Raw genomic sequence first — 14,688 nt, 5'->3', positions numbered from 1 at the left:
TATGAGAGGGTTGATCCATCGATCGGACCAGGGCCGCCCACATATCTCTTCAGATATTAGCGATTTCAAATAACGTTGAGGGCAAAAACCAGACCGCCGCGCTAATCTCTCAGCGCGCCCGCCTGACAATATCCTCGGTATGCTTCAACCTCGCTTCGCTTCGGTGTCGCCTCTCAGCGCCTCCTCCGCTCCGTCCGGTCCGCCCCGCAGCGCCTCAGCGCCGCCGGTGAAGGGGCTTTTACGGCTACACCAAATGACTCGCAACCCCTTTTTTCCCTCTGCCGCAGAAATTCTCGAATTTTTCTGTAAGTTACTGATTTTTATAACAACTTATGACGCAGGAATTCCAAATCCTTGAAGATGGTGGGGCTTACCCCAAGGAAGCAAAAGCCCCTCCGGGCGCCTCGCACCGCCCTGAGAGAGAACATACGCTCAGCGCAGACCGTTCCGCGCGATAAAGACCGACAATTCGGACACCGCGGCGGCCCGCGCCGCTGCGATTTGCGCCGGTCCGGGCTTTTCCCCCGGAATCACCGCTTCGATATCGAAGGGCTTGGCGCGGTCGGGGCCGTCTTCTTCCGGCGCGACAAAGACCTGACCGGAAATCCGGAAGGTGCCGCGCTCGGTGGCGTAGAAGTCCTGAACCCGCACATCGACCTTCACATCCGGGTAATCGCGGAAGGGCCATGGCTCCGGCGCCACCAGACGTCCCGTTATACTGTCGAGATCGCGCGCCACCTGTAACGTGACCGCGCGGCCCGGCTCGTCCGACCACAGCGGCCCCAAAGGCAGGATGGCCCCCGTTGCATCACGGGCGTGGATCTCTTCGCCTTCTGCGTAGATCGGCAGGGTCACGGTGGCGACCTCGATCCGTGCGTAGCGGGTGGAGACCTTTTCCAGCGCGGTCACAGGAGGCGCGTCAAAGCGGGGCTCAGTGCCGCTGCAGGCCGCAAGGGCTAGGGCTGCAGACAATATAAGGGGCATGGGCTTCATATCAGCGTCCCGTAATCAAGGAGTTGGGGTTTCGGGCGATCTGCTTGGCCAGGCGGTCGATGGATTTCGCCGCCTCGTCGATCTGGCGGATCGCACTGGACAGGCTGCGCGCAAAGTCAGAGTTGGCATTATAGCCGGAGATGGTCACACCCGCCTGATCTGCCACCACCCGCAGGCGGTCCGACAGTTCGGGCAGCGACCGGCTGGCCACGGCCACGGCTTCTGCCGCTTCACGCGCAGAGGCCAATGTGGCGTTGGCGTTGGCGACGATGCCGCCGCTGCGCAGTTCCTCAAGCGTCAGGCGCAGTTCAGACAGGGCAGCGTTGACCTCGGAGGGCAGTTGCCGCGTGCTGTCCTGATCCACCAGCCGTTCCACGCTGTCGAGCAGCGAGCGCGCCTGTGTGGCAAGCTCATCCAGCGAGAGCTGTTCTGCGTCATTGAGCACCGCGCTGGCCTGATCGGCCAGACCCGGCAGACGGTCAGCGGTGGTGCCGAGATTATTGATCAGCTCCGACACCTGCGTGATGATGGCCTGCTGCTGGGCCTCTTCGAGCAGCGCGTTCAGCTTGTCCGAGGCATCGCCAAGGCCAGAGGCCAGGTCGCCCACCTGTGCGGGCAAGGCCGCGAACTCTTCGGAGGCCACCACCTGTCGCAGCCCGTCGAGCGTGGCGCGCACATCCGCGGGCAGCGCACGCAGATCCGGATCCGCCAGCAGCGTGTCGGCATCGTCGAGCAGCGTCGTGATGCGGGTGGAAATATCGTCGAGCGGCAGCGCCTCGGCCTTGCCAAGCACCGCGTTGGCGCGCTCGGACAGCGACGGCAGGCTTTGCGCGGTTTCATCCAGCGAGGCAATCAGCTCGGACACGGCGGCCACGACGGCCTCATCCTTGACCTGCCCCAGCAGGGTGTTCAGCGTGGCGGAAGCTTCGTTCAGGCCATCAGCCAGGCTGCCCACCTGCCCCGGCAGGGCGGCGAACTCCGGGCTTTCGACAATGCCGCGCAGCCTTTCGACCGTGCGGCGCAGTTCGGCAGGAAGCGCGGTCAGGTTCTCGTCCGACAAAATATCGGAGATCTGCGTGGCAATATCCTCCAGCGGCAGCGCCTCGGCCTTGGCCAGCACGGCGCCGGCCCGCTCGGACAGGCCTGGCAGGGTTTGCGCTGTCTCGTCGAGCGAGTCGATCAGGCCGGAGATCGCGGCCACCACGGCCTCGTCCTGCACTTGGCCCATAAGCGTGTTCAGCGTGCCGGAGGCCTCTGTCAGGTTATCAGCCAAGGTGCCGATCTGCGCGGGCAGCCCTGCGACCTCCTCGCTTTCGGCAATCTGGCGAATGGACTCCAGCGTGGCCAGCAGCGCCTCGGGGGCGGCCTGCACCTCGTCGGATCCGATCACGCCGCGAATGTCGGCCAGCGTGTCGATGATGCCGTTCATCACCTCCTCGACCGGCAGCGCGTCGACGCGCTGGATCAGGCCCTGGGCGCTGGCGGCCACATTTGTGACCTCGGAGGGCGCAGTGGGCAATTCGGGATAGGGATCGGCGTTACGGTTGAAGCTTGCCTGCCGCGCGCCCTCGACGATCACCAGATCAATCTTCAGCCCCCCTGTCAGGATCGAGGCATTGGCCAACCGGGCCCGCAGCCCTTCGTTCACCCGTGCGCCGAGATAGGCGAGGAACGCTTCCTCCCCTGCCCCGGTGTCGATGCCGATCCGGCTGGGGTTGATGCGGGCGGTCGCGATCAGGCGGATTTCGTTGTCGCCAAAGCGCAGCGGATCAACCACACCAGAGATCGTTTCCACCTCCCCCAGCTTCAGACCGCCCAGGGTCACGGCGGCCCCCTGTGACAGACCCGCAAGGTTTTCATCAAAGATCATCATAAGCTGGACAGAGCCGCCGTCGCCTTCGAGGAAGAAATCCTCGCGCGCGGCATTCTCGTCCTCGTGCAGGGTGAACTCCTGCCCCTCAGTCAGCGGCGCCCCGCCCGAAGACATGGTCTCAAAGGTCACACCACCAGAAATCAAGGAGGCCAGTGACGAGAAATCGAGGTTCGCCCCCTCCGCACCCAGCGAGAAGCGGAAACCGGAAATATTCCAGAACCGCGCAGAGGAGGTGACAAGCTGGGTATAGGGCTCAAGGATCACGGCCTGAGCGTAGACCTCCAACCCGTCGTCGGAGACTTCGGTCCGCCCCATACGCCCCACCTGCACGCCCCTGTAAAGGATCGGCGTGCCCTCGTTGGGCAACCCGTCCTCCGAGCGCAGAAGGAAAGTGGTGCCCTCTTCGCCAAGCGCCATGAGCGGGCTGTCCACCGCGCCCGTGAACCGATCGGCGGGCGTGCCCGGCGTACCATCCCACGAGGCGGAAATGTAGACACCCGACAAGACCGTATCGAGGCCAGAGACCCCCTGCGCCGTCACCTCCGGCCGCACGATCCAGAAGAGTGCATCGCTGTCCACATACCGGGCAATGTCCTTGTCGAGGCGAATGGAGACAATGACCTGATCCAGATCGTCGGAAAAGTTCACCTCTTCGACCACACCCACGGGAATGTCGCGATAGCGCACTTCGGTTTCCTGCGCGCGCACGCCGTCCGCCTGGGCAAAGACAACCTCGATCAGCGGACCGCGATCGGCCCAGTTCTGCCAGGCGACGCCCACGGCGGCCAGAATGGCAAACACCGGGATCAGCCAGACCAGCGAGAGACCGGAAAACCCGCCACTCTTCGCAGGCGCGATGGAAACGGACCGGGGGGTGCCCGGGTCGGAGCTCGCGTCGGAGCCGGAGGACGTATCATTCATTGTGGTTCAGAAACCCTGGCATCATGGCTGTCCCAGATCAGACGCGTGTCGAAAGATCGGGCGGACAACATTGTAAATATCACGGAAAGCGCAAAAGTCAGGGCCGCGGAGCCGGGATGGATGGACGCGACGACAGAGAGTTGCACCAATGCACTCAAGATGGCCACCACGAAGACGTCGATCATCGACCAGCGGCCCACGAACTCGACAACCTCATACAGATGCATCTTTTGATGCAGCCGTTTCGCGGAGCCACGCTGCACCGAGATGGCGAGATAGGCGATGGCGATGAACTTCGCCACGGGGATCACCACGGAGGCAAAGAGCACGATGGCCGCAATGCCCACATCGCCGTGGTGGGCGATTTCGATGGCGCCGCCGACGATGGTGCCCGACTGGGTGCCCGTCAGCGTTTCGGTCACCAGCATCGGGTAGAGGTTGGCGGGAAAATAGGCCAGCAGCCCGGTAAACCAGAAGGCCCAGACCCATTGCAGACTGTTGCTTTGACGGGACTTCAGGCGGTGGCCACAGCGCCCGCAGCGGTCTTGCTCCATGGGCCAGACCTTGGCGCAGGTGGTGCAGGTCACCAGCCCCATATCGCGCGCGGTGCTCATGTAGGGGCCTGCTCTGTCTGGCTGTCAGGCGGGGTGGCCTCGGCTTCGCTGACCTCGATGGCCTTCCAGATCGACCAGCTGCACATGTAGCGGTCCGACACCACCACGATGATCGACAGGGCGGTAAACATCCAGAAGGCCGGGCCGAAGTGCAGGCTGGCAAGGTCCGACACCTTTACCAGCGCCACGGCGCAGCCGATGGAGAAGACCTCGGTCATGGACCAGGGCTTCAACTCCTGGGCCAGACGAAAGGCGCGGCGGGCGTAAGGCGCGGCGCGATGACCCAATTCCATCGGGGCGATGACGTAGATCAGCAGCCCCACCCGCACCGCAGGCAACCCCACGATCAGCAGTACCGTCGCCACGGAGACCAGCACCAACAGGCCGGAGCGAAAGCTGGTGGCCACGTCGAGCAGCGATACCTTGTTGCCGATGCCGGCCGCGTTGATCGACAAGAAGGGGTGAAAGCTGGCCGCCACCACAAGGATCAGCACCGCGATCGACAGCGCAAGAATGCGCAGCCCCGCACCTTCACGGCTGGCAATCAGCACCGTGCTGCACCGCTCACAGACAGCGCGCTCGCCGTTGCGGGGCATCTGCGCGCGGTAAACTTCGTCGCAGTTGGGACACCCAATCAGCTGCTCCGTGTCGACCACCTGGGGCATGGGGTCTTGAATGGGTCCGGCGACATCCGGCATCGGGCACTCCTCGCGGGACGGCCCACCTGGCCCTCCAAGGCCGTAAGACTAGGGCGCGGACCCGTCCTGTGCAATGTAACCCCTGTTCAACACTGCTTTTGTGACCGCAAAGACTCAAATAATTTCTGGCACCGCCCGCCTTGGCGTCGTGGACAAAGGCGCTCCACCGTCGAGATCGACACGCTGCCCCACCAGATCTGCCCCGCAACGGCTCCGGAACGGTATCGGCCAAGGCCTCCGAGCTTGCGACACCCTTGGCATGAAGCGAATAAATTCGCAGTGCGGCCTTTGCCCTGTTCCATGCCTGGCCCAGTGTATCGTCAGACATCGCCTCGAACGGTTTTCAGCAGTATCAGAGACTGTTTTGGTTCCACCACAGCCCCGCCTAGCGCTGAGATCTCCGCACCGGGGCCCTCTGGCTTCGCCCCCGGCGTTGGCCTCCGGCTTGAGGCGCGCAGGTCAGGCTGGCCGCGCCGCCAGATATCTCGCGGCGGGCCATTGGTCTCGACATCTGCCGCAGCTGAACCACCGCCGCTTGGGGCACGCAAACTCCTGCCCTGCGCGCCCGACGGTGCTTAATCGCCCGTTAGGCCACAGCCTTTAGGGTGCACTCCGAAACTTGCTCGGAGAATGCCCCCGTGTCGCTCGACGATTCCCAAGCCCTGCCCATCGCAGAGACGGAGACCGAAACAGAAAGCACCGGGGCAAGGGCTCTGCCCGCACCACCGCCCCCCGCCGGCGTGCTGCCCTCCTCGAAGGCCATTGCCGAACCGCCCGAAGGGAATGGCCCTGCAACACGAACCACTTCGCCTGAGAGACAGCCCCCAGCGCCTGAAGATGCGGCTGAGGAGGCACCGGCCTCCCGTCTCAAAGATGTCCCTCCGCAAAACGATATCTACGGGCTGATCGACCTGGGCGGGCGTATCCTGGGCATTCAGGCCGTGCATGTGCGCGAGGCCGTTCCGTTTCCTGATGACATCAGTCCCATGGCAGTTTCCCTCCCCGGTCTGCTGGGTGCCATGGTGCTGCGACAGGACACGATCCCCCTGGTGGATATGGCCGTGATGCTGGGCGTGCCCACCGACCTGCCCATAAGGGAGCGGGTGGTGATCATCGTCAACGACGCCAGCCATCAGCGTCTCCTGGGCCTGGTGGTGGACCGGCTGCAGGGCATGACCTCCCTCGACTTCACCAACACCGCAGAGATGTGCGTGGTGGGCCGTGATCATCTGCTGGTGGGCGGGCGCAGTTTTGTGAATGATGGCACGGTGGTGGGCATTCTGGACCCACAGCTGCTGTTCGACCAGCCCAGCCTGCCCTACGCCATCCAGCGGGAGCGCACGGCTGCCCGGTCCAACTCACTTATGTTCGGCGACCAGCAGGCCTACTTGCTGTGCAGCTACAGCGGCCACGGCATCGCCTTTCCGGTGCAGGATATCCACGCCACCATTCCGACGACCCCCCTGTGCAAAAGCCCTATGACCTATGGCGCCTGCGACGGTGTGATCGAACACCACGGCATCGAAATCCCGCTGCTCGATACCTTGCAGATCCTGGGCTTGGGGCGGAACGCGTCGCGGCCCGAACGCTCGGCCTCCCTGGCGATGCGCGTTCCCAAAGGCGGGCTGATCGCCTTTGAGGTCGATCGGTTTTTCGACATCATCCACACCCGCACAGAAGACCTGTTGGAGATGCCGCAGGTTCTGACCACACGCCACGACCTGTTCTCCGGCATTCACATGTCTGCAACGGGGGACCATTACCTCGTGTTGCATGCCGAGTGCGTCCTGCAAGAGGAGGCGGTGGTGCAGCTTGCCAGCACCACGGTGAAGGACACCGAAGCCGACGTCACACAGGAAACAGAGGACAAGCACACCCGCACAGGCAACGCCGCCGCCCGCGCCCGCGAGGCGGAAAGCGCGCTCTATCTCATTTCGCAGTCGGCGAAAAAGCGCATGGCAACGCAGCTCGCAGAAATTGTCGAGATCCTGCGCCTGCCCGCAAGCCTGCTGGCTGCCGAAGTGCGCTACGACGGTTATATGGGCACGCTCAGCCATCGGTCTCAGCTGGTGCCCATCTTCTCCGTGAGCAACGTCTTGGGGGCGTTCCCCTTTTACCAGGAAGGCAAAGCCTGCGTGCTGCTCTTCCGCATGGAGGGTCAGCTCTATGGCGCCGTGGTCGATGAGCTGGAAGCCGTGAGCCGCTGTCATCCGGTCGGCGCGCCGGAGGATCGCGTCCTGCGCAAGATGGACAACGGGGAATTCCTGCCGAGTTTCGAACTGATCCGCGAACTGCCGGTGAATGGCGGCGGCGGCGGGGCTTTTGGCGGCATGTCGTCCGGGTTTGATGCCGGTGAACTGTTCTGAGGTGATTTCATGACGTCTTTCCCACCGTCTTCGGACGACGATCCTCTGGCGGATCTGACAGACAACGATGCCATGTCAGACCTGTCCAACACCGATGCCTTCGATCTGGAGGACATGGGCAGTCCCGAGATGGACGACGACATCGGCTTCGCCCCTGACACCGTCGAAGACGTTGAGGAACCCGCTTCCGAGACCACGGATGAGGCCGCCCCTGAGCCCCCGGAAGACATGGACATGACAGAGGACGACGACCCGGAGACAGATCCGGCGGATACGCCCGAAATGGTGGACGACGCCAAAGAGGACGACACCCCACATCGCGCCACTCTGACCACCGATCCGCCCCCCCTCGAGACCCCTTCGCCAGAGCGGCAGGATCTGCCGTTCGACCAATTGCTTGCCAGCACGGAGACAGAGCTCAACCGCCGCTTCGACGATGTGGAACTGGTGATGATGGAGCTGCTGCACCTGCTCGCCACACCCTCCGACCCCGACCGGCCGGAGCGGTTGTCCAGCCTGTTGCACGCCGAGCTGAAGCGTATCGAAGAGGTTCTGGCCCAAGCCTGCGACCAGCGCATTGAGCAGGACAACCGGCTGACAATGGTGGAGGATCTTCTACGGCAGACCAATGAGCGGAGCGTCCGTCAGTTTCGCCGGCAAAAGGGCTGGGTCAAGGCCATGCAAACCTCCCGAGAGGACGCCCGCGGCCTCCTCGGCGACCTGTCCAGCCGCCTCGATGCTCTGGCCGCGCAAACACCGGCGCCCTCCGAACCGGACCTCACCGCGGTGCTCGATGGGCAGGCTGCGCTGCGCGCCATGCTGGAGGCGTTGAAGCTGCCTGATATCGACCCTGTTCAGGCCCAACTCACCGAATTGCGGGCGCAGCTGACGGCTCTTTCCGACCGCGACAGCCCTGCCCCTGACCTTACGCCCGTGCAGGACGACATCGCGGCGCTCAACAGACGCCTGTCCACCTTGGCCGAGCAACATGGCCCCGATATCCATGCCATTCGCGACCGCCTCGACACCGGGCTGAGCACACTTTCCGAAGTCCTCGCAGACTTGCCGCGCGAGGCGCAGACCCTTGCGCCCTTGATAGAGGGGCAGACCGCACTTCTTGATAAGCTGGAGACGCTGAAGCGTACTGATATCGACCCTATTCAGGCAACTCTCACCGATATTCAGGCGCGGCTGGCCCTATTTTCCGAACAGGCACCGCCGGATCCGGACCTGTCCCCGCTGCGCGATGAGGTCGGCCAAGGCTTTGACCGATTGGCCGCGCTGGTGGGGGAGCGTAATAAACGCCAGGACGCCGAGCGCAAAGGGCTCACCGCGCTGCGGCATGGGTTGGAAGCCACTGTCTCCCGGCTCGACACGCTGCTTTGCGAATTGGAGACCCGACAAAGCCCCCCGACCGCGGCCCCGGAGGCGCGGCATACCACGCTGGCGGAGCCTGTTGCGGGGCCTGTTGCGGGGCCGCACCCCGACCTCACCGCCTTGCAAAACAGGGTGGAGGCCGGCGTTGACCGGATCATTGGCGCCATCACGACACAGGGCCGTGTACTGGATGCGGAACGCCGGGCGCTGACACCGTTTTTCGATGGGCTCGACAGTTTTTTTGCTCGGCTGGAGGCCGCAACATGCCAGATCGAAGCGCAAGCCAACGCACAGCCGAGTTTCGCGCTGGACACACGGTTGAAGCGAATCGAGGCGCAATTGTCTCGATTGGAGACCCCTGCGCAGGACAATAGCGCAGAGGCGTTGCGCGATCTCTCCATGCTGCTGGCCGAAATGATGGCCCGACAGGAACAGCTGATACACCGCGATCAACAGGCCAGCGCATGAGCCAGCCAATTTTACCTTCGTGACCCCACGGCGTTCACCGGGGATGGCGGCGATGACCGTCGGCCTCCGGGACGTCAATGCCGGTTCCATCGACGCTCAAAGACCGGCACGCGATCCCCTTGTCAGAGTGTCTATGCGCCGGCGGGGCAAGGCGTTTCGGCGTCACGCCCCCAGGCCTGCCGAGCTGTTCACGACCGCCCCCCAAAAGCCCCCAGCACCGCACCAGGAAATTTCTCGGAAGCCCACCGTTGTTCACCAAATCACAAGGCTGGGCGGCATAGGTCTGTAACAAACCTCGCAAAGCGCGCCCAGTCTACCGGGCTGCGGCCTCCGCCAACGAAGGAACTAAAGATCATGACGGATCTCACAACCGGGCTTGCCCTATCGGACCTGTGCCAGGATATCGTGACATCAGGGTTCTGTGTCCGGGTTGCGGTGGCGGATGGCACGATTACGGCGGTGTCCTCCACAGCCCGTAGCGATTTACCCGCCAAGACGCGCCTGCCCTGCCCCGCAGACAAGCTGTTCAGCAACGCCGAGGTGCTGCAGACCGCTCTGGCAGAAGCCACCGCACCAACCCAGATCGATCTCGAGATGCTCGGCGGCACGGGTTTTTCCGGTCGGATCATTCCATTGGCCGGGCCCGATCCGGCAGAGGTTCTGCTCACCGGTGAGCGGTTGCCCGGCGCCCCGCCGCAACGCAGCCGCTATTTCGAAGCCGTCAATCACCTTTATGGTCTGATCGAGATCACGCCTGAGCTGGAAGTCACCTCCCTCAATCCGCAGGCCCAAAAGATCATCGGCCAGCCCGAGAAGGAGGTGATCGGCAAAACCCTGGACTCTTTCTGTGTCAGCAAAGACCTCAGCAAAACTCTGGCCAGCATTCTCAAGGATCCCCATGGTCAAGCCATGTACCTTGAGTTCTCGCCTCACAAGAACAAAACGGTTCATTGTGTCGCCACTGTGGTGCCTTTGAACGACGAAAAGACCGGCGAGCCACTCCGCATTTTTCTGTCGCTGCGCGAGTCGACCGAAGAAGCGCTGGAGGTTCAGCGCAATCAGGCCATCACTGAAGCGGTGGAAAGCAATACCGCAGTGATAGAATTCGACACCAAGGGCACGATTGTTGCCGTCAACGAGGTCTACCTCACCATTCTTGGGTTCGAGGAAGACGAATTGATCGGCAAGAACCGCAGCATCCTTTTTTACGATCAGGACACCCGCAGCCCGGAGTACAAACAGCTCTGGACCAATCTGATATCGGGCGATCCGATATCGGGCACGTTCAAACGGCGCGCCAAGAATGGCGAACGAATCTGGATTGCGGCCAGCGTCAGCCCGCTGCGCGAGCGAGACGGCAAGGTGAACCGCATCGTGATGGTGGCCCAGGACGTGACCGCAGCCACGGAACAGGCCAGCGAGCTGACCGCTGTGCAGGAAGCGCTCGATCACTCCAATGGGTTGGTGGAATACGATACCTCAGGGTTTGTCATCAGGGTTAACGACAATTTCCTGCACGCCAGTGGCTATGCCGCCGAGGACCTGATCGGGCGGCCGCACCGGGATCTTTGCCCGCTCAACGTTTCGCAAAACCCCGAATATCGGGATTTCTGGAACGCACTGAAGCTCGGTCAGTCGCAGTCCGGCGTCTTTGCCCGCGTACGCCGGGACGGAACCGATATCTGGCTGCGCTCCAGCTACACGCCGGTCAGCGATGCCGCAGGCAACGTGGTCAAGATTATCCAGATCGCCTATGACGTAACCGCTGACATGCAGGAGCAGGCAGAGGTTACGGGCAAGCTCAACGCCATCGACCGCAGTCAGGCGGTCATTGAGTTCAGTCTGGACGGCATCGTCCTGAACGCCAACCCGACCTTCCTCGACCTGATGGAATACAACCTCCCCGAGTTGAAGGGCAAATATCACCGGATCTTTTGCGAACCGATCTTTGCCAAAAGCGAAGAATACCGCAACTTCTGGAACAAGTTGGGATCAGGCGATTACCATCAGGGCGAATACAAGCGTATCACCAAAACTGGAAAGGAGGTCTGGATTCAGGCCACCTACAACCCGATCCTCGATGTGTCCGGCCGCCCCGTGAAGGTTGTGAAATTCGCCGTCGATGTCACCTCACGCAAGAAAAAGGAGCTGGAGGCGCAGAACATGCTGCGCGCCATCGACCGGGCGCAGGCGATGATCCAGTTCGATATGGACGGCCACGTCCTGACCGCAAACGAGACATTTCTGCGGGCGATGGGCTATTCTTTGCGCGAGGTGCTGAACCAACATCATTCCATGTTCTGCGATCAGGATCTGATCCAGTCCGAGGAATATCGCGATTTCTGGGCGGATCTGCGCAGCGGTACCCCCCAGTCCGGACGCTTTCGCCGCATGGGCAAGTTTGGGCGAGAGGTCTGGATTCAGGCCACCTACTCCACTCTGCTTGATACGCACGGTGAGCCGACAGGCATTGTGAAATATGCCCATGACATCACCAATCAGGTGGCGCTGGAAAAAGAAATTCACAGCCAGGCCGAGCGGATGAACAACATCGTCACCGACCTGTCCAGTTCGATCACCAAGATCTCTGAGTCCACCCGCGTGTCGCGCGCGGCGTCTGACCTGACGACCCAAACGGCAAGCGAGGGGCTGAACTTCCTCAACGCGGCCATCGAGGCCATTGAACTGATCGAGAAATCCTCGACCGAGATTGCGGAAATCACCCGCGTGATCTCTGAAATTGCCAATCAAACCAACCTCTTGGCCTTTAACGCAGCGATCGAAGCGGCGCGCGCGGGCGAACACGGAGTTGGCTTTTCGGTGGTGGCAGACGAGGTGCGCAAACTGGCGGAGCGCAGCTCCAAAGCGGCCCAAGAGATTGGCAAGCTGATCGTCGTCTCTGGCGAGCGGGTCAATCAGGGCACCGAACGGTCCCGCGATGCGCTGCGCAGTTTCGAGGATATCGTCACCTCTCTTGGCAACACGGCCGCATCGATCCAGACAATATCCGATTGCGCCACCTCTCAGGAAGATGTCTCCAGCAAGGTGGTGGGCATGATCGAGGATCTGAACAAGGCGGTTCAATCAAAGTAAATCCTGCGGGCGGATATCTCCGGGCGAAGCCCCCCTTGGCCCCCATGACAACAGCCCGGTGCAAGGGCCCCTACACCGGACTGTTTCGCGCGCGAAACAGTAAAAGCGCACTTTTCGTGATCGTTCGCTTCATCCGCTCGACCTGTCCATTGGACCCCGGATGGTTTGACTTGGTCAGGCCACGGGTGTGCCGCCTGAACGCCCTTTGGCTGCCCTGTCGCGGTCTCAAAGAGATCCGTTCGCTCTGAAAGGATCAGGCGACGTCGATCATCTCCGGCGTCAGCGCCTCAATATTCCAGTCATTCAGCACGATGCGCACGCCTTGATCCTCAAAGACCACATCATCGCCATCCTGTGTGAAATGCACCAAGGCATCATCTGCCGTTCCGTAACCGAAATTGCCCAGCGACAGCTGGTCCCAATTTTCGAAATCGGTGATCTCATGCGCGCCCTCTTCGCCGGCGGAAAAGACAAAGCTGTCAGAGCCAAAGCCGCCTGACATGATGCTGTTTCCGGCTCCTGGTGTCAGGACATCATCCACCGCCTTCGTGCGCATGAAGGTCTCCAGCGCGGGTGTGGTTTTCAAGGTATACTCCGCCGAGTTGATAAAATCGCTCACCACCTCGGCGCGGCTGTCCCCTGCAGCCAAGCGACCAGACCAGGCTGCCAGCCCGGAGGCCGCGGGTTCGCGCCCCAGTACATTCCGGAACAGCAAGGTCATGAATTCGGTGTCATCGCTATCTCCATAGATACCTTCAAACTCAGGTGTATCCATGAACTGCTCCACGATGTGAGAAAGGTCGCCATCCTTGGCAATCGCATGAGACCAGGCCTCAAGACCGGAAGCGGCTGGCTCACGCCCCATCACCGCTCCAAACAACCTATAGACCGTGTCCGTCCAGGTGGCCGTGTCGATCTGCGCTTCAAAGGCGTCCAGCCCGGTTTGCGTGATCCGGATATGCTCGGGCGACTCGGATATGGCCAAGGCCGCTTCCGACCGCGTCATTCCGTTTTCAATGGCACGGGTCCAGGCCGTCAGCCCGGAGTCCGCCGGATCACGGCCCAGCACGTTGCGGAAGAGCTGCGTTACGAATGCCTCATCATCAAGGGACCCATAACGCTGTTCGAATTCCGCAGAGCCCGTCAATTGCTCGGACAATTCGTCCAGATTCAGCGTGCCCGTCGCCATTGCGCGGATATAGCCCTGGTGCCCGTCAGCCCTCGGCTCACGTCCCAGAACCGTGTCGAAAAGTCGATAGACCTGCGCCGAGATATCGGTTCCCAGCAGGCCCCGCGCCTCCGCGATCAGCACGTCGTCTCCGGCACCGCCGTTCAGCCTGTCCGTACCGCCCTGCCCCCAAATCAAGTCATTGCCTGCGGCTCCGGCCAACAGGTCATCACCACGATCGCCCACAACAGTACGACCTGCCGGCGCATCCAGCGCGGCGAGGGCCTGCGCGACGTTCACCGCACCATCATCGAAGTCCAACCACTCGACCCCGTCGAGCACCATCTCTCCGGTGCGTCCGGCAACAACCAGCTTTCCATCATCGACCCGCATATGCGCATCACTCTCGCGCATGGAGACATCAACCCGGTCATTGCCACTGCCGCCGGAGATCACCTTGTCCCCCGACAGCGTACCAACCTCGATCCGGTCATTCCCGCCGCCTGCATCGACCGTATCGTCACCTGCGCCGGTACTGATCGTGTCAGAGCCAGCAGCGCCTGAAAGATAATCGTCGCCCGCACCGCCCGTGACCGCGTTGTCCGTGCCATCACCCGCCAGATCCAGATCCAGAACGCCGGTGGTGGTGGCGGCAAAGTTCTGGGTGACGATGACGCTGTTGTAGCTGGTGCCATTGCCGTAGGTCATCGGCCCCTGCACGATGCCAATCCCCAACACGGAGACATCCGGATCAAGGATGTTTGCCCGGTGCGAAGGGCTGTTCATCAGGTTTTCGTGCAGCCGGTCCACCTCGTCATAGAGGCTGCCGGCGCCGGTCACGCTGACCGCCGCGATGTTTTCGGTGGTGCGCCAGCGCCCCTCCAGATCGAAATCCGCAGCAATGATGCGATCCGTATGGCTCGACCCGTCCACGCCGGTATGACTGAAGGTGTCGGCATCGCTCATCCACTGGCTATGCGCATCGGCGGAAGTGTTGAGATTTTGCTCCAACATCACAGGGGCCAGCCCATTGGCCGCCCGTTCCGCATTGATCAGCTCCAGCATGTAGCGTTCAAGGTCGCTGGCCACGTCCATCACTCTTCCTTTCCCGTTCCCT

General features: G+C 62.1%; 8 protein-coding genes. 3 read left to right on the top strand and 5 right to left on the bottom strand.

Translation table 11 applies throughout. The features are described from left to right. Window positions 1-432 precede the first annotated feature (432 nt). From J4E08_RS22830 to J4E08_RS22815, 4 genes are read right to left on the bottom strand one after another with little or no spacing between them, the layout of a single operon-like run. A complete protein-coding gene (locus J4E08_RS22830) occupies window positions 433-984 on the bottom strand; it encodes a PqiC family protein (protein WP_349540465.1) in 552 nt (183 codons plus the stop codon). 10 nt (window positions 985-994) lie between these two features. Beyond that, the gene (locus tag J4E08_RS22825; RefSeq protein WP_349540464.1) at window positions 995-3,787 is read right to left on the bottom strand and encodes an MlaD family protein; all 2,793 of its coding nucleotides are present in this window, start codon (window positions 3,785-3,787) and stop codon (window positions 995-997) included. After that, window positions 3,784-4,401 carry a paraquat-inducible protein A gene (locus J4E08_RS22820; RefSeq protein ID WP_349540463.1) on the bottom strand — a complete coding sequence of 206 codons (618 nt, stop codon included), beginning with the start codon at window positions 4,399-4,401 and terminating at the stop codon, window positions 3,784-3,786. The genes J4E08_RS22825 and J4E08_RS22820 overlap by 4 nt, the downstream gene beginning before the upstream one ends. Continuing rightward, window positions 4,398-5,099, bottom strand: a complete 702-nt coding sequence (locus tag J4E08_RS22815; RefSeq protein ID WP_349540462.1) for a paraquat-inducible protein A — start codon at window positions 5,097-5,099, stop codon at window positions 4,398-4,400. Before J4E08_RS22815 ends, J4E08_RS22820 begins: the two co-directional genes overlap by 4 nt. A 638-nt stretch (window positions 5,100-5,737) precedes the next feature. Between J4E08_RS22815 and J4E08_RS22810 the strand changes: the two genes are divergently transcribed. The 3 genes from J4E08_RS22810 to J4E08_RS22800 all read left to right on the top strand — a co-directional run bounded on the left by J4E08_RS22810 (window position 5,738) and on the right by J4E08_RS22800 (window position 12,403). Continuing rightward, window positions 5,738-7,465: a chemotaxis protein CheW gene (locus J4E08_RS22810; protein WP_349540461.1), complete on the top strand. Its 1,728-nt coding sequence runs from the start codon at window positions 5,738-5,740 to the stop codon at window positions 7,463-7,465. A gap of 9 nt (window positions 7,466-7,474) precedes the next feature. Further along, window positions 7,475-9,310: a coiled-coil domain-containing protein gene (locus tag J4E08_RS22805; protein ID WP_349540460.1), complete on the top strand. Its 1,836-nt coding sequence runs from the start codon at window positions 7,475-7,477 to the stop codon at window positions 9,308-9,310. 354 nt (window positions 9,311-9,664) lie between these two features. After that, on the top strand, window positions 9,665-12,403 hold the full coding sequence (locus tag J4E08_RS22800; RefSeq protein WP_349540459.1) for a PAS domain S-box protein: 2,739 nt from the start codon (window positions 9,665-9,667) through the stop codon (window positions 12,401-12,403). 253 nt (window positions 12,404-12,656) lie between these two features. Here the strand turns inward: J4E08_RS22800 and J4E08_RS22795 are convergent, their stop codons facing one another. Beyond that, complete coding sequence (locus tag J4E08_RS22795; protein ID WP_349540458.1) at window positions 12,657-14,666, bottom strand: DUF4214 domain-containing protein; 2,010 nt, start codon at window positions 14,664-14,666, stop codon at window positions 12,657-12,659. Window positions 14,667-14,688: the final 22 nt, after the last annotated feature.

It is taken from the genome of Sagittula sp. NFXS13, from assembly GCF_040148795.1.
GTDB classification, from domain to species: Bacteria; Pseudomonadota; Alphaproteobacteria; order Rhodobacterales; family Rhodobacteraceae; genus Sagittula; species Sagittula marina.
The sequence above is the reverse complement of the archived record's forward strand: the minus strand, read 5'-3'. Positions and strand labels throughout refer to the sequence as shown.